Genomic DNA, 15445 nt, shown 5'->3' on the forward strand with positions numbered 1-15445 from the left:
GTTGAACGATTGACTGAACGCAAACATTTTGGACAGGGATCGCTACAAAAGGCCAGCCCTTTTGACAGCGTGATAGCGGTTCACCAACGCCACCGCCAGGTCGGCCGGCTCGACGTCGACCGACAGCGGATCGTTGCCGACCACGCGCGCGAAGGCATCCCGCCTCGACTGGTCGAACAGGTGCGCGGCCGCCACGTCGACCGCGTCGCGCGGCTGCGCCAGCGGCTGGCTGGCGATGCGCCCGAGCACGCGTTCGCGCAGGCTCGCAACCAGCACCAGGTGCTTGCGGCGCAGCAGCTTGATGGCGGGGCGCAGCTCGGTGGCGTCTTCGTCGCGGAAGTTGGTCAGCACGATGACGAGCGCGCGCCGCTTCTGCGTGAGCAGCAGCTCCTGCGCGGCCAGCAGGTAGTCGGAGTGGGTGGCGCCGGGCTGGATGTCGTGCAGCCGGTTCATCAGCGCATTGAGCGTGGCGGTGCCCTTGCGCGGCGCGAAGTCGCGCCGCTCTTCGGGCGGGCAGCCGAAGGTCATGGCGCCGACCTCGTCGCCCTCCTTCAGCGCCACGTAGCTCAGCAGCATCAGCGCGTTGAGCGCCTCGTCGAAGTGGCTGTTGGCCCTCTGTGCCTGCGCGCCTTCGTCTGCGCGCATGCGGCGGCCGCAGTCGAGCAGGAAGAGCACGCACTGGTCGCGGTCGTCCTGGAACTCGCGCACGATCGGGCGGCGCTGGCGCTGCGTGGCCTTCCAGTCGATGTGGCGCAGCGAGTCGCCGGTCTTGTAGTCGGCGAGCTGGCGGAAGTCGGTGCCCAGCCCGCGCTGCGCATAGGTCTTGATGCCGATCTGCGCGAGCCGCCGGTCGCCCGACAGCCATGCGTAGCGCGCCAGCGCGGCGAAGTTGGGATACACGCGCAGCCGGCGCGGCTCGCCCAGCGTCTGCCGCACCTCGAAGCAGCCGAGCCGGGTGCGCCAGCGCAGCTGGGTGGCGCCGAATTGCGCCACGCCGCGCTGCGTGGCCGTGGCGGTGTAGCGCAGCACGGCGCGCGAACCCGCGGGCACGGTGACGGACTGCGGCAGCCCGTCGAAGCTGAAGTGCGCGTCGAGTTCGTCGAACACCGCCACCCGCCAAGGCTGCGCGCCTTCATTCACCAGCGAGAGCGTGAGCACCGTCGGCACGCCGAGGGAGAACGCGCCCGGCAGGCTGCGCTCGATGCGCAGCGGCGCGGCGCGCCAGAGCCTCAGGCTGTGCAACAGGTCGAACGCCGCGAGCACGAGCCCCAGCGCGAGCAGCACGCCCGCGACCGCGGCCACGTAGCCCAGCGGCGCGCCCAGCAGCAGCGCCGCGGCGGCGGCCACGGCCAGGCCGGCCAGCGCCAGCACGGCCGCGCGCGCGGGGATCGGAACAGCCATGCGCATCCGCTGGCCTAGAGCCTCGGGGCTTCGACGCTGTCGCGGGCGGCGCGCAGCAGCGCGTCGACGCCGACGCCTTCGAGCTGCGCGTCGGGCGAGATCATCACGCGGTGGCGCAGCGCGGGCAGCGCCTGGCGCGCCACGTCGTCGGGCGTGATGAAGTCGCGCCCGGCCATCAGCGCGGCGGCGCGGGCGGCGCGCACCAGCGCCATGGTGCCGCGCGGCCCGGCGCCCGAAGACAGACCCGGCCAGTCGCGCGTGGCGCGCGCGATGCGCACCGCGTAGTCGATCACGCGCTCGTCGGCCTGCACCAGGCAGGCCAGCCGCTGCAGCTCGAGCACCTGCGCCTCGTCGAGGCAGGGGCGCACCGCGTCGAGCGGAAACTGGTTGCCGGCGCGCTGGTTGGTGGTGAGCTGCACGATGGCGTTTTCTTCGCTGTGGCTGGGAAAGCCGATGTCGATCTTCAGCAGGAAGCGGTCGAGCTGCGCTTCGGGCAACGGGTAGGTGCCTTCGGTGTCGATCGGGTTCTGCGTGGCCATCACCATGAAGGGACGCGGCAGCGGCATGGCCGTGCCTTCGAGCGTGACCTGGTACTCCTGCATGACTTCGAGCAGCGCGCTCTGGGTCTTGGCCGGCGCGCGGTTGATTTCATCGGCCAGCAGCAGGTTGGTGAACACCGGCCCCTGGTGCACGCGCAGGGTGCCGAGGCTGCCGTCGCCGCGCGAGGCGATGTCGAGCACCGCGTGGCCGGTGATGTCCGAGGGCATCAGGTCGGGCGTGAACTGCACGCGCGCATAGCGCAGCGTCATGGCCTGCGCGAGCGCGCGCGCGAGCAGCGTCTTGCCCAGGCCCGGCACGCCTTCGATCAGCACATGGCCCGACGCGACCAGCGCCACCAGCGTCTGGTCGACCGCCTCGAGCTGGCCGACCACGGCCTGGCCGACCTCGGCGCGCAGCGTCTGCAGCCACTGGGCCGCGCGCGTCAGTTCTTCGGGTTGGATGGCTTGCATGGGCGTCGTCTCTCGGTTCAGGGTATGGAGGGGGAAGAAGAAGAAGCGGACGGAGGCGAAGGCACGAACGGCCCGTTGGCATCGAGCCGCCGGCGCGCGGTTTCCAGCACTTCCAGGTCGAGGGCCATGGCCCCGGGGTTGCGGGCGCGCTCGGCCATCGCCCGCACGACCATGGCCGCTTCCAGGCCGGTGGCCCTGGCGATGGCGTCGGCGCGTGCCGACGCGTCGCGGTGGGCATAGCCGCGCAGCTGGCGGGTGGCGGATTCGTTCAGTGCGCGCAGCTGCGCCGCATGCAGCGCGTCGCCGCCGTGCATGTGCAGGAAGCCGGCGGTGCCGCGCACCTGCTCGGCCATGGAACGCCGATGCGTGCCGGCCGAAGGCGCGAGCGGGCCGAAGCGCACGGCCGCGCGCCAGAGCGCGGCGGCCAGCGCCAGCAGGCCCACGACCCAGACCACCCAGCTCTTGTGCCAGAGCCAGCGCAGGAAGGGCTCGCGCGCCTCCTCGGCGACGAACCAGACCTGCGAGCCGGTGCGCAGCTGCAGCGCGGCCACGGCGAACAGCGCGTTGTCGCCGCGCAGCAGGTTCTGGTTGTGCCACACGCCGGAGGGCAGCAAGGTGACGGTGCCCTGGCCGACGCGCACGCGGATCGCCTCGGCGCCGCGTGCGCCGCGCGCCATCCACAGCGGCGGCTGCCGCTTGTCGGAGGGACTGAACTGCACGGGCTCGGCCCAGGTGCAGATGCGAAAGCCCCGCCCGCCCGCAAAGCTCGCGGGCACGGTGTCGGGCTCGGCCAGCATGCGGCAGTCGGCATCCTTGGTGCGTTGTTCATCGCGCAGCGAGCGGGACTTTTTCTTCTTCGGCGCGACGGGTTCGTCGGACTCGTCCGGCCGCACGGTTTTTTCCCGGACCAGCGGAATCCAGCTCTCCAGCATGTCCCCGCTCGCGAGGTGGCCCGGCATCACGAGATGGCCGCCCTGCTCCACCCAGCGGCGCAGGCGCTGCCCGCGCTCGGGGAACATGTCCCAGTAGCTGGAGGCGAGCACCAGCCGCGCCTGCGCGGGCGGCAGCTCGTCCAGGTTCTCGCGCCTGACCACCTCGGCGCCGAGGTGGCGCAGCAGCGACTGCACGGCATAGAAGGAGTTCTTCCTGACCTCCTCGCTCGCGGGCGTCGGCACTTCGGTCTCCGCCCATTCGGTGGCGGAAACCAGCCAGCCGCCGGCCAGCACCAGCACGAGCACCGCGACGATGCGGACCGCCCAGGCCTTCATGCGGCGGCCTCCTGCGCGAAGCCGGGCACGGGCGCGGCGACTGCCGGCAGGTGCAGGTCGAACTCGCCGCAGATCGCCAGCACCTGCGCGGTGGAAGGCAGGCGCCCGCCGTAGGCCGCCAGTTGCCAGGCATCCACCAGCCGCACGAAGAAGGCCTGTGCCTGCGGCTGCAGCCGGCCGGCGGCAAGGGCCACGCACTCGCCCTCGGTGCTCGCCGCGCGCACCGGCACGCCGTGCGCATGCACGAGGCGCGACAGCGCGCCGCGATACAGCAGCGACAGCGCCGGCCGGTGCTGGCCGCGCTGCCAGAGCGCCGCGGCGGCATTGCCGACGTCGTCGGGCAGGCTCTCGGGCCGGATGTCGAGGCTGCCCACATGGCTGGGCAGCGGCGCCTTGCCGGGCCGCGCGCCGCCGGCACGCACCCGCGCCCAGCGGTGGATGCGGATCGCCAGCCAGGCCAGCGCCAGAGCGGCCAGCCCCCAGATGAGCCAGCGCGCGCCTTCGGCCACGGCCCTCACGAAGTCGCGCAGCCAGTCGAGGCTGTCGGTCTTCTTCTCGGGCTCTTCTTCCTCGTCGTCGTCGCGCTCCTTGAAGCGCAGCTTCTTCTCGGTCTTGACGCCGGGCATGTTGGGGTCGGCGCGCACCTTGTCGGCGGCCGCCCTGACCTGCTCGCGCGTCGGGGCTGCGTCGCTCGCGGCCGAGGCCGTGCCCCCCGCGCAGCACACGGCCAGCACGGCAGCGAACAGCCATCGGCGGACGTCAGCGGAAGCCACGGCGGAACTCCTGTTCGATGTCCCAGGCTTCCAGCTCGACCCGGCGGTTGAGGTACATCGCAAAACCGGCGCCCACGTAGAACGGCTCCAGCACGCCGACGACGATGGCGTAGGCGCCCGCGGCCAGCAGGCTCTGCAGCGGCGCGTCCGACTGCGTGAGCCAGCCGAACAGTTCGCGCGCGCTGCCTTCCGGCGCGAACCAGAACAGCAGCGACAGCAGGCAGATGTCGAGCGCCATCTCCACGTTCGCATACACCAGCTGCATGCCCGTGGCCGCGCCGCGCCGCCCGCGCAGCAGCTGCGCGCGCCGCTTGCTGCGTGCGCCGCCGCGCTGGCCTTCGAGCTGGTCGATCGCCTGGGTGAACGAGCGCCAGGGCGACAGCCGCCGCCACACCAGCGTGCGCAGCAGTTGCCCGCCCCATACGGCGCGGCGGTTCTGCCACAGGTCGGCCCAGCGCGTCTCCTGGCCGAACACCGCGCGCGAATGCACGAACAGCAGGCTGCGGTCGAGCCAGGGCTTGAGCCAGAAGATCAGCAGGCTCGGCAGCCAGCCCGCGATCTCGACGGTGCAGAAGGCCAGCAGCACCGTGGCCAGGTACACCGGCAGGAAGGTGCGCCAGACCGAGCGTGCATGGCTGCGCACGAGCTGCGCGCCCAGGTCCGCAGCCTCGGCCATGGGGCGTGGCCGCAGCGCGATGGCGAGGCCGTCAACCTGCACGGCCGGGCTCCTTTTCCGCCGCCGTGCCGGCGGCACCGCGCGGCCGTCCCTGCCAGCCCAGGTACGCCAGCACCAGCACCCAGCAGGCGCCGCCCACGCCGTACTTCACGGCCGGCGCGATCCAGCGCGCCGAAGACCAGAAGGCCTCGACCGCGGCGGCGATCAGCAGCAGCCCGATGACGCCGTAGACGATCACCACCGCATGGCGCGCGGCCAGCCGCAGGGCTTCGAGCCGCGTGTGGCGCCCGGGCGCGATCCACGCGTAGCCCAGCCGCAGCCCGGCCGCGCCGGCCAGCACGATGGCCGTGAGCTCGAAGGCCGAATGCGTGACGACGAAGGAGAGAAAGTTCTGCGCATGCCCCGCGCCGATCAGGTAGCCGCCGACCGCGCCGATCTGGATGCCGTTGAACACCACCAGCGCCGCGCTGCCCACGCCCGCGAAGATGCCGGCCGCGAAGCAGCGGAAGCCGATGCCGATGTTGTGCATCACGTAGAAGCCGAACATCTGCCAGTCGTCGCCGGCGCTGCGCGTGCGGCCGAAGGCGTCGGCGTCGTCGCTGTACATCGCGTCGAACTGCTGCACGTTGTCGGCGTCCAGCAGGTGCAGGATGAAGCCGGGGTCGCGCCAGGCGGCCCAGCCCGCCACCAGCAGCGGCACCACGAACATCAGCGCCGACACCCACAGGTAGACGCGGTGCGCCCGCACGGCTTCGGGAAAGTCGACCAGCGCCAGCCGGGCGAAGCGCGCCAGGCCGTAGTCGTGCTGCCGGTAGATCAGCCGGTGCGCGCTCTGCGTCAGGCTTTCGAGCCGCTGCGTGAGGTGGATCGGATAAGCCCTGGCCTGCGCCAGCGCGAGGTGCTCGCACACGCGGCGGTACAGCGTGGCGAGCCGCGCGCCGTCGAACTTGCGCTTGGTCTCCGCCACGCCGATGACGGCTTCGAGTTCGGCCCACAGGGGCGCATAGGCGGCTTCGAAATCCAGCGGCGTCATCGCGTCGTGCCTCCTCTGGTTTGGGCTGCGCCGCCGCCGCGCCGGCCCAGCACCCACTGCGCCACGCCCAGCAGGCGCTGCGACGCGGAGGCACCGCCGCCCGCGGAGGTGTCGGGGCCCAGCACCGGCTGCGCGATGCGGGCGAGTTCGTCGAAACGCTCGGGCGTCAGGCGCGTCGCGCGGCCAGCCCATGAGACCACTGCCATCTGCTCGCGCGCGGTCAGCGGCCGCGCGGGCGCCTGCGGCTCGGCGGCGGGCACGCTGCCGTGCAGGCTCACCTGGTCGCTGAACACCACCAGCGTGCCGGCGGCCAGGTCGCCCAGCCGCTTGCTGTCGCGCCGCCACAGCATCGACACGATGCCCGCGCCGTAGAAGGAAGGCACGAAGTCGGCCGCGCGCAGCAGGTTGCGGGTGAGCGAGGCGGCGGGCGTCACGGGCAGGCCGGAGTCCATCACCACGCGCAGGCCCATCACGCGCTTGCCTGGCGTGGCCGCCGCGCGCGTGAGCTCGAAGATCACCGGGTAGAACCACTCGAGGCAGAAGTAGGCGACCAGCAGGATGCCGAAGCCCATCTTGCCCAGCATGCCGACCGTGATCGAGATGCCGACGAAGATGCCCAGCCGGATCGCGAAGTCGATCAGGTAAGCCAGCCCGCGCGCGAACAGCCCGGCCGGGCGCAGCGAGAGCGCGATGCCTTCCGGAGTCTCGGCGGTGTGGAGGGTGTCGAGGCGCACCAACGCTCAGGCCTGCAGCACGACCGTATCGGCGATCTGGTCGTGCAGGCAGCGGCGTGACTCACGGAAGATGAGGAGGCTGTCGACCAGCACGAAGATCTGCCCGAGCATCGGCACGATGTTCGCCAGGAACAGCGGGCTCTCGCGCAAGCCGAGGATGCGGCCGATCGACGGCTTCGAGCCGTCGGGCCGCGCGATGCGGATCTTGAACAGTGCCTTGCCGATGGTCTGGCCGCGCGTGGCCAGCAGGTAGCCGTGCAATGCGAGGTAGAGAACGATGCCGATGGCGGTGTCGGTCACGCGGGGTGTCCAGAGGCCGAGACCGTCGTCGCTCCAGATGTCGTAGGGCGTGAACATCGACAGCAGCCACAGCGCGCCGACCGCGATGCCGCCGTCGACCATTGCTGCCAGGAAGCGCTTGCCGCGCGTCGCGAGCTGCCCTGGCTGCGGCTGGCCGGGTTGCTGCACGTCTTCCACATGGGATTGCGGCGGCGCGTAGCGCGCGTCCTGCGTCTGGTCTTCCATGCCCGTCCCTCTCCGAAACGATTGATTTCCGGAAGATTCTAGGGTGATTCGAAGACTCAGCCGGCGCCGGACGGGCTATGGCGGGCGGGTTGGAGCGTGTGACGGAAGAGCCGGAGGTCGTCGAGCAGCAGGTTCAGCGGCGCGGCCAGCATCGCGTTCGACGGGGTGCCGCGCGACGCTTGCGCGCAGCGTTCGAGCTGTTCCGCGGTGTCCGGCGGCGCGCCCTTGCCCTCGAGTGCGTCGGCCATTGCGGCAATGGCCCTGGCGGCCGCTCGCGCCGCGTCATGCCGGAACGAGTCCGGCGCTTCGTCGCCCTTCTCCAGCCGGAACACGCGGTCCAGCACGACCGCATCCTGGAAAATGCGCGCCGCCAGCCGCGCCCTGTCGCGGTAGGTGCGCGCATTGCCCGCAGCCGTGCCGCGTCGCCACCATCGCGCCTCCAGGTCGGCGCTGCCGGCCAGCACGGCCAGCCGCCCCAGCGCCGCGCGCGTGCCGGTGTCGATGCGCTCCCTCTCCGCATCCGCGGGCCGGGTAGCAGCCGCCATTCGCCTGGCGATGCCGCGCAGCAAGGCGGCGCAGCCTTCATCGAAGCGCACGCCCGCGTGGTATTCGGACATCACCGTCGAGACCGCCAGGGCCACGCCCACGCCGATGCCGATCTGCACCATGCGCAGCAGCGCCACCTGCAACACCGAGTGGCCGGGGATGCCGCCGGCCGACAGGATGATCAGCGCCGCCACCGGCGCGCTGCGCAGGCCCGGCACCGCCGCGCCGGCAAAGGCCAGCAGCATGACGACCGCCAGCGTGACCGGCAGCACGGGCGCGCCGTGGTGATGCAGGTAGACACCCGCCAGGCCGCAGAGCGCGCCGGCCGCGGTGCCGCGCACCCGGTCCCAGCCGGCATCGAGCGTGGAGCCCGCGCTCGGCCGCATGACGATCAGCACGCTCATCACGGCCCAGAAGCTCTCCGGCAGGCGCAGCGCGACGGACACGATCCAGGCAAGTGCCACCGCACCGGCCAGCTGCACGCCGGGACGCCAGCGGCCGTGGCGCCAGAGTCCGGCGAAGTGCTGCAGCGCCGGCATCGCGTTCATGGCTTCGTCGCTCCGGCGGCATCGACGGCATCTACGGCCAGCGTGGCGCCGAGGCCGTCGATCAGTTCGCAGGCCTGCAGCAGCACGGCGCGTTGCTGCGCATCCAGCGTGGCGCCGATCGCCTCGGCCAGCGCCGATTCGCGCGACCGCATGATCGCCCTCAGCCGCTTCGTGCCTTCGGGCGTGAGCGACAGCACCGACTGCCGCCCGTCGCTGGCATGCGGCGCGCGCGCGATCCAGTCTTCGGCTTCGAGCTCGGCCAGCAGCCGCGTCAGCGACTGCGGCTTGACGCGCTCCAGCGCAGCCAGCGCGGTCGAGGTGCTGGGGCCATGGCGGTGCAACTGGCCGAGCACGCTGAGCTTGGCCACGCTCGGGCCGTCGGGCGTGGCGCTGCCGCTGCGCAGTTGCCGCGACAGCAGCGCGACGGAGTTGCGAAGACGCGTGGCGCACTGCACCGGATCCGGGGAGGTCGAAGCCATGCCCGGATTGTAAGACTCATCTTATTATCTGGCGGCTGGCGTCAGCCCCGGTTCGGCGACGAGTTCACGGGGTAGGTGGTGGCGGGCCCTTCGGCGGGCACCGGGGCCGCGGCCGGTTTCTCGGGCTTTTCTTCCTGGGGGGCATCGGCCTCGTCTTGGGGCCCGTCGAGGAAGCGGTCGAGCAGCGCGAAGAAACGGTCGTAGAAGCGCTCGTCGGTCAGCGTCTCGCTCGCGACCTTGACCATGGCGTCGTCGCTGCCCGAGAACGGCAGCGAGAGCGAGCCGATCGCGCCCACGCCGAGGCTGGCCGAGTTGTTGACCTTCTTGATGCCGTAGCGGTCCTGCAGGGCCGTCGCGAAGGCCACGGTGTTCTTGCTGGCCTTGCCGCCGCCCCGCGTGCTCTCGCGCGCGCAGACCACGCGGAACTCGACCTCCACATGCACCTCGGCCGCCGGCTGGAAGCTCTTGCGCCCGGTCACGAGGTCGGCGTTGGCCGCGGTGATCATGTAGCCCTGGCTCAGCAGCGCGCGGCGCGCGGCTTCGCAGGTCTCGGCCTCGGTGGCCTGGTAGTCGCGGGTGTGGGTGGTGGTGGAGCCGAAGGCCTCGGGCTCGTAGTTGACCTTGCGCTGGGCGACACCGCCGCAGCCGGCCAGTACGAGTGCGGACGAAAGGCCCAGCAAGAGGATCGGTGCGCGAAGAGAACGGAAGTGCATGGGGTGCATGGACGGCATGGAGCGGCGAATGCTAACCGGCGCATTTGCCGGCAAGGCTTCGAGCGCAGCGGGGCGCCGGCGTTCCCTGTCCGGCATGAAAGTTTTCCTGGCGGACTCAGCCCCGGGGCAGCACGTGGTGCGCGCGCACCCGCGTGGCCGCGATCAGCCGCGCATTGGGCGCGTCGGTGCCGGCCACCCAAGCGCGCGCCTCTTCGAGGCTGCGGCCGAACTGCTGGTGGCGCCGCACCAGCCGCTCTTCGCGCAGCGCGTCGTCGATGTCCACGTACCAGACCTCGTCGAGCATCGCCGCCGCGCCGGCCCATGGGCCCACGTCGTGCAGCAGGTAGTTGCCTTCGGTGATGACGAGCTGCGTCGTCGGCAGCACCGCGATGGCGCCGGCCACCGGCTCCTCGATCTCGCGGCGGAATTCCGGCGCATAGACGATGTCGCCGTCGGGCCGCTGCTCGCGCAGGCGCTGCAGCAGCGCGACGTAGCCGGCGCTGTCGAAGGTGTCGGGCGCGCCCTTGCGGCCGGCGCGGCCGAGCCGCTGCAGCTCGACGTTGGCCAGGTGGAAGCCGTCCATGGGCACGACCTGCGCACGGTCGGCGCCCACCAGCGCGAGCAGCGCCGCAGCGAGCGTGGACTTGCCCGCGCCGGGCGCGCCGACCAGGCCCAGGAGCTTGCGCCGGCCGCCGGCCAGCAGGGCTTGCAGGCGGGCGGCGCTGTCCGCGGGAAGGGGAGGAAGGATCTGCGCGGAATGGGTAGTCATTGCCGGAGCGTAGCGTCCCGCGGCGCTATTTCAGAATCTCGCGGAACGTCAGGCTGATACGCTCCCCCGCGCCATCGGCCTTGGGAATCGCGTGCAGCCATTCCTGCTGTACGGCCGCCGACATGTAGAGCATCGATCCGTGCGGCAGCGGGTAGTCGAATCGGGCGCTGCTGTCGGACTTGCTGCGATACGCGATCGACCGCGTAGCGCCGACGGACACGATGGCCACGCCCGTGCCGGGCGCCAGTGCGTCGAGCGCGTCCGAATGAAATCCCATCGACGACGCGCCGTCGGCATAGCGGTTAAGCAGGCAGTTGTTGGGACGAAAGCCGAGCGCGGCTTCGATCCGGTCGCACAGCGCTTCGAGCTGCGTGGGGATCGGCACGGCCTCGTAGGCGATCTGCGAATAATCGTAGGGCACGCCGAAGCTGGCGGTCTGGCGTGCGCGCATGCGCTCGTCCCACGTCACCGCGGACCGGAGCCATTCGAGAAGGGCATCGGGCGACGCGACGAACGCGGGATCGAGGTGAATTGGCGGACCGCTCATGGGTCCGCAGCATACAAGGACCGGCGCCCTGCGATCAGGGAGATCAGGGATACAGGCCGCGTTCCTGGCGCGCCATCAGGATGCGCTCGCAAGCAACCGCGTACGTCGCGGTGCGCAGCGTGATCTTGTGCTTGTCCGCCGTGTCCCAGATCTGGTTGAGCGCGTTCATCATGATGCGGTCGAGGCGCACGTTGATCTCGTCCTCGTCCCAGAAGAAGGACGAGAAGTCCTGCACCCATTCGAAGTAGCTCACGGTCACGCCGCCGGCGTTGCAGATCACGTCGGGCACCACCAGCACGCCGCGCTCGGCGAGGATGTCGTCGGCGGTCGGCACCGTGGGGCCGTTGGCGCCTTCGAGCACCAGCTTGGCGGTGGTCTTCTGCGCGCGCTCGGCGGTGATCTGGCCTTCGAGGGCGGCCGGGATCAGGATGTCGCAGGCGACGTTCCAGAAGTCTTCGTTCGGCACGATGTCGCCGCCGGCCTTGAAGGCGACCACGCCTTCCTTGTTGGCCACAGGAATCAGCTTGGCCAGGTCGAGGCCGTTGCTGTTGACGATGGTGCCGGTGTGGTCCTGCACCGCGACGATCTTGGCGCCCGCTTCGGCGAAGAGTTCGGCAGCGACGGAGCCCACGTTGCCGAAGCCCTGCACCGCGATGCGCGCGCCGCGCAGGTCCATGCCCAGGCGCCGCGCCGCTTCACGGCCGGTGACGAACACGCCGCGGCCGGTGGCCTTGACGCGGCCGAGCGAGCCGCCCAGGTGCAGCGGCTTGCCGGTGACGACGCCGGTGGCGGTGCCGCCGACGTTCATCGAGTAGGTGTCCATCATCCACGCCATGATCTGCGCGTTGGTGTTGACGTCGGGCGCGGGGATGTCGGTGTGCGGGCCGATGATGATGCCGATCTCGCTGGTGTAGCGGCGCGTGACCTTCTCCAGCTCCTGCAGCGACAGCTTCTTGGGGTCGACGCGGATGCCGCCCTTGGCGCCGCCGTAGGGCAGGTTGACGGCCGCGGTCTTGATGGTCATCCAGGCCGACAGGGCCATCACTTCCTCGAGCGTGACGTCGGGGTGGAAGCGCACGCCGCCCTTGCCCGGGCCGCGGCTCATGTTGTGCTGCACGCGGTAGCCCTCGAAGTGGGCGATGGTGCCGTCGTCCATCTCGATGGGCACGTCGACGATGAGCGCGCGCTTGGGGCGCTTCAAGGTTTCGACCCAGCGGGCCAGCGGGCCGAGGTACGGCACGACGCGGTCGACCTGCGAAAGATAGGTGCCCCACGGGCTGTTGGCGGTAGGGCTGACGAAGGAGAGTTTTTCGCTCATGAGAGATCCCTTGGTTGAACGGGTGGCCGCAACGATAGACCTCCACCGCGCGTTGCGCCATGGCTTATGCGCGCCGCGCTGGCGGTTATGCAAGAGACGTTAGGCCGCCTCGCGCGAGTGATGAGCGGCGCAGATGACAGAACCGTCATCGACGGGTTATCGATCCGGCGGATCCACTTCTTAGAGTTGTCTCCACCGATCAACACACAAGCAACCACATCAAGGAGTTACGCATGAAGAAGCCCTCGTCCACCGCCCGCCTGCTGGCCACCACCGCCGTCGCGGCCCTGCTCGGCGCAGCCGCCGCGCCCAGCCTTGCCGGCAACTATGCGGAAGGCGATCCGCGCCCGGTGCCGATGACGTCGTCCACCACGCGCGCCGCGGTGGCCGCCGACGCGCAGCAGTGGCTGAAGGCCGCGCCGACGCAGGGCTACACCGACGCCATCGCGCAGGCGCCGGCCGTGGTCTCGACGAACACGCGCGCCGCCGTGGCGGCCGACACGCGGCTGTGGCTGCAGTCGGGGCTCGCGGCCAAGCAGAACGGCGAAGCCGGCGCCGATGCAGCGCAGCCGGGCTACCGCCAGGCCGCCGCGGACTACAGCAGCCGCAAGACGGCGGCGCAGGCCCAGGCACAACCGGGCACCACGCTGCGCTGAGCGGCGGCAAAAAAATGCCCCTGCTTTCGCGGCAAGGGTAGGCAATGGGTAGGCCAAGGCATTTCCTTGGTTCTATCTCCTATGGCCGGCACTCGCAGGCCGCATTTTCTTCAAGTGATCGATGGGCGAGCCGGATAATCCTCCGATGCTCGACCTGGACCGCATCGATCTGCGCCTGCTGAAGATTCTTCAGGAGGATGGCCGCATCACCAACCTCAAGCTGGCCGAGGCGGTGGCGCTGTCCCCTACCGCGGTGCTGGCGCGCGTGCAGCGCCTGACGCGCGACGGCTTCATCCAGGGCTACGAGGCGCGGCTCGATCCGCAGAAGCTGGGGCGCGGCTTCACCGTGTTCGTCGAGGTGCTGCTCGACCGCACCACGCCCAACGTGTTCGACCAGTTCAAGGCCGCCGTGCAGGTGCGCGACGAGATCATGGAATGCCACATGGTCGCCGGCGGCTTCGACTACCTGCTCAAGACCCGCATGGCCGACATGGCCGCCTATCGGGAGTTCGCGGGCACCGTGCTGTGGCAGTTGCCCGGCGTGCGCGAGACGCGGACCTACGCGGTGATGGAAGAGGTCAAGAGCAGCGCACGGCTGCCGCTCGGGATCTGAGCTTTCAGGCGGAGCCGGCGGGCTTGCGCGCCCGGCCGCCGAAGATGGCCGTGCCCACGCGCACCATCGTGCTGCCGGCGCTGATGGCGGCTTCGAGGTCGGCGCTCATGCCCAGCGAGAGCGTGTCGAGCGCGATGCCCGCGTCGCGGATCGATTCGAAGATGGCATGCGCCCGCAGGAACAGCGCGCGCTGTGAAGTGAAGTCGGGCGCCGGCTCGGGGATCGCCATGAGCCCGCGCAGCCGCAGCTGTGGCAAGGCCGCCACAGCCTGCGCCAGCGGCAGTGCCTCTTCGGGCGTCACGCCGGACTTGTTGGCGCCGCCGTCCACATTAACCTGAAGGCATACATTCAGCGGCGGCAGGTGCGCCGGCCGCTGGGCCGACAGGCGCTCTGCAATCTTGAGCCGGTCGATGCTGTGGACCCAGTCGAAATGCTCGGCCACGGGCCGTGTCTTGTTGCTCTGCAAGGGGCCGATGCAGTGCCATTCGAGCTGGGCGCGCAGGTCGGCCAATGCCTCGATCTTGTCCAGCCCTTCCTGCACGTAGTTCTCGCCGAAGGCCGACTGGCCTGCCGCATGCGCCTCGCGCACCGCCTCCGGCCCGAAGGTCTTGGACACCGCCAGCAACCGCACCTCGGCCGGGTCGCGGCCGGCCGTTACACACGCCTGTGCGATCCGGTTGTTTACTTGCTGGAGGTCGTCGCCAATCATCGTCATAATCGTCCAAAATCGTATCAAAACGTCACCGAACTCGATTCGAGGAGCCCCGTGGACATCACCCAACTGCTGGCATTCAGCGTCAAGAACAAAGCCTCCGACCTGCATCTTTCCGCGGGCCTGCCGCCCATGATCCGCGTGAACGGCGACGTGCGCCGCATCAACGTCGACGCGCTCGACCACAAGGGCGTGCATGCCATGGTGTACGACATCATGAGCGACACGCACCGCAAGCACTACGAAGAGTTCCTCGAGGTCGACTTCTCGTTCGAGATCGACGGCCTGGCGCGCTTCCGCGTCAACGCCTTCAACCAGGCACGCGGCGCGGCGGCGGTGTTCCGGACCATTCCCTCGAAGATCCTGACGCTGGAGCAGCTGAACGCGCCCAAGATTTTCGGTGAACTGGCGCTCAAGCCGCGCGGGCTGGTGCTGGTGACGGGTCCCACGGGCTCGGGCAAGTCGACCACGCTGGCGGCGATGGTCAACTACCTCAATGAAAACGAGTACGGCCACATCCTCACGGTGGAAGACCCGATCGAGTTCGTGCACGAATCGAAGAAGTGCCTGATCAACCAGCGCGAAGTGGGACCGATGACGCTGTCGTTCTCGAACGCGCTGCGCTCCGCACTGCGCGAAGACCCGGACGCGATCCTGGTGGGCGAGCTGCGCGACCTGGAAACCATTCGCCTGGCCATGACCGCGGCCGAAACGGGCCACCTGGTGTTCGGCACGCTGCACACCTCGTCGGCCGCCAAGACCATCGACCGGATCATCGACGTGTTCCCGGGAGAGGAAAAGGAAATGATCCGCGCCATGCTGTCGGAGTCGCTGCAGGCGGTGATCTCGCAGACGCTGTGCAAGACCAAGGACGGCCAGGGCCGCGTGGCGGCGCACGAGATCATGCTGGGGACGCCGGCCATCCGGAACCTGATTCGCGAGGCCAAGGTGGCGCAGATGTACTCCACCATCCAGACCGGCCAGGGCCAGGGCATGCAGACGCTCGACCAGAACCTGACGGATCTGGTGCGGCGCAATACCATCTCGGCTGCGGAAGCCCGCGGCAAAGCCAAGATCCCCGAAAACTTCCCCGGCTAGTCATGAGGCCCCCCGGCTTTTCACTT

Annotated in this window: 18 protein-coding genes; 3 read left to right on the forward strand and 15 right to left on the reverse strand. The window is 70.2% G+C overall.

Annotated features, from left to right (window positions below; translation table 11 throughout):
• Nucleotides 1-42: 42 nt before the first annotated feature.
• From WIX39_RS01330 to WIX39_RS01395, 14 genes are all read right to left on the reverse strand, one after another.
• The gene (locus WIX39_RS01330) at nt 43-1401 is read right to left on the reverse strand and encodes a DUF58 domain-containing protein (protein ID WP_285414392.1); all 1359 of its coding nucleotides are present in this window, start codon (nt 1399-1401) and stop codon (nt 43-45) included.
• Nucleotides 1402-1415: 14 nt separating this feature from the next.
• Entirely contained in the window at nt 1416-2411 is a 996-nt protein-coding gene (locus WIX39_RS01335; protein WP_409194374.1) for an AAA family ATPase, read from the reverse strand.
• Between the two features lie 17 nt (nt 2412-2428).
• Nucleotides 2429-3679: a DUF4350 domain-containing protein gene (locus tag WIX39_RS01340; RefSeq protein ID WP_409194375.1), complete on the reverse strand. Its 1251-nt coding sequence runs from the start codon at nt 3677-3679 to the stop codon at nt 2429-2431.
• Nucleotides 3676-4452: a DUF4129 domain-containing protein gene (locus tag WIX39_RS01345; protein ID WP_409194376.1), complete on the reverse strand. Its 777-nt coding sequence runs from the start codon at nt 4450-4452 to the stop codon at nt 3676-3678. The genes WIX39_RS01340 and WIX39_RS01345 overlap by 4 nt, the downstream gene beginning before the upstream one ends.
• Complete coding sequence (locus WIX39_RS01350; RefSeq protein WP_081266031.1) at nt 4439-5170, reverse strand: hypothetical protein; 732 nt, start codon at nt 5168-5170, stop codon at nt 4439-4441. Before WIX39_RS01350 ends, WIX39_RS01345 begins: the two co-directional genes overlap by 14 nt.
• Nucleotides 5160-6161 carry a stage II sporulation protein M gene (locus WIX39_RS01355; protein WP_409194377.1) on the reverse strand — a complete coding sequence of 334 codons (1002 nt, stop codon included), beginning with the start codon at nt 6159-6161 and terminating at the stop codon, nt 5160-5162. The genes WIX39_RS01350 and WIX39_RS01355 overlap by 11 nt, the downstream gene beginning before the upstream one ends.
• Nucleotides 6158-6895 carry an RDD family protein gene (locus tag WIX39_RS01360; protein WP_106937653.1) on the reverse strand — a complete coding sequence of 246 codons (738 nt, stop codon included), beginning with the start codon at nt 6893-6895 and terminating at the stop codon, nt 6158-6160. The genes WIX39_RS01355 and WIX39_RS01360 overlap by 4 nt, the downstream gene beginning before the upstream one ends.
• A 6-nt stretch (nt 6896-6901) precedes the next feature.
• Nucleotides 6902-7420, reverse strand: coding sequence for an RDD family protein (locus WIX39_RS01365; protein WP_409194378.1), 519 nt, complete (start codon nt 7418-7420; stop codon nt 6902-6904).
• Nucleotides 7421-7476: 56 nt separating this feature from the next.
• Nucleotides 7477-8514: an FUSC family protein gene (locus WIX39_RS01370; RefSeq protein ID WP_409194379.1), complete on the reverse strand. Its 1038-nt coding sequence runs from the start codon at nt 8512-8514 to the stop codon at nt 7477-7479.
• Nucleotides 8511-8993 carry a MarR family winged helix-turn-helix transcriptional regulator gene (locus WIX39_RS01375; RefSeq protein WP_409194380.1) on the reverse strand — a complete coding sequence of 161 codons (483 nt, stop codon included), beginning with the start codon at nt 8991-8993 and terminating at the stop codon, nt 8511-8513. Before WIX39_RS01375 ends, WIX39_RS01370 begins: the two co-directional genes overlap by 4 nt.
• 41 nt (nt 8994-9034) lie before the next feature.
• Nucleotides 9035-9724, reverse strand: coding sequence for a DUF2242 domain-containing protein (locus tag WIX39_RS01380; protein ID WP_081266036.1), 690 nt, complete (start codon nt 9722-9724; stop codon nt 9035-9037).
• 97 nt (nt 9725-9821) lie between these two features.
• Nucleotides 9822-10475, reverse strand: coding sequence for a nucleoside/nucleotide kinase family protein (locus WIX39_RS01385; protein ID WP_409194381.1), 654 nt, complete (start codon nt 10473-10475; stop codon nt 9822-9824).
• A 25-nt stretch (nt 10476-10500) separates the two neighbouring features.
• Complete coding sequence (locus tag WIX39_RS01390) at nt 10501-11022, reverse strand: alpha-ketoglutarate-dependent dioxygenase AlkB family protein (protein ID WP_409194382.1); 522 nt, start codon at nt 11020-11022, stop codon at nt 10501-10503.
• A 43-nt stretch (nt 11023-11065) separates the two neighbouring features.
• Entirely contained in the window at nt 11066-12340 is a 1275-nt protein-coding gene (locus tag WIX39_RS01395; RefSeq protein ID WP_409194383.1) for a Glu/Leu/Phe/Val family dehydrogenase, read from the reverse strand.
• A 233-nt stretch (nt 12341-12573) separates the two neighbouring features.
• Between WIX39_RS01395 and WIX39_RS01400 the strand changes: the two genes are divergently transcribed.
• Both WIX39_RS01400 and WIX39_RS01405 read left to right on the forward strand, forming a co-directional pair.
• Nucleotides 12574-12996: a hypothetical protein gene (locus WIX39_RS01400; protein ID WP_409194384.1), complete on the forward strand. Its 423-nt coding sequence runs from the start codon at nt 12574-12576 to the stop codon at nt 12994-12996.
• Nucleotides 12997-13141: 145 nt separating this feature from the next.
• On the forward strand, nt 13142-13609 hold the full coding sequence (locus tag WIX39_RS01405; RefSeq protein ID WP_081266040.1) for an Lrp/AsnC ligand binding domain-containing protein: 468 nt from the start codon (nt 13142-13144) through the stop codon (nt 13607-13609).
• A gap of 4 nt (nt 13610-13613) precedes the next feature.
• Here WIX39_RS01405 and WIX39_RS01410 read toward each other — a convergent pair whose 3' ends face one another.
• On the reverse strand, nt 13614-14324 hold the full coding sequence (locus WIX39_RS01410) for a YggS family pyridoxal phosphate-dependent enzyme (protein WP_409194385.1): 711 nt from the start codon (nt 14322-14324) through the stop codon (nt 13614-13616).
• 51 nt (nt 14325-14375) lie between these two features.
• Between WIX39_RS01410 and WIX39_RS01415 the strand changes: the two genes are divergently transcribed.
• Entirely contained in the window at nt 14376-15419 is a 1044-nt protein-coding gene (locus tag WIX39_RS01415) for a type IV pilus twitching motility protein PilT (protein WP_081266042.1), read from the forward strand.
• Nucleotides 15420-15445: the final 26 nt, after the last annotated feature.

Source organism: Variovorax sp. AB1(2024), assembly GCF_037482385.2.
GTDB lineage: Bacteria > Pseudomonadota > Gammaproteobacteria > Burkholderiales > Burkholderiaceae_C > Variovorax.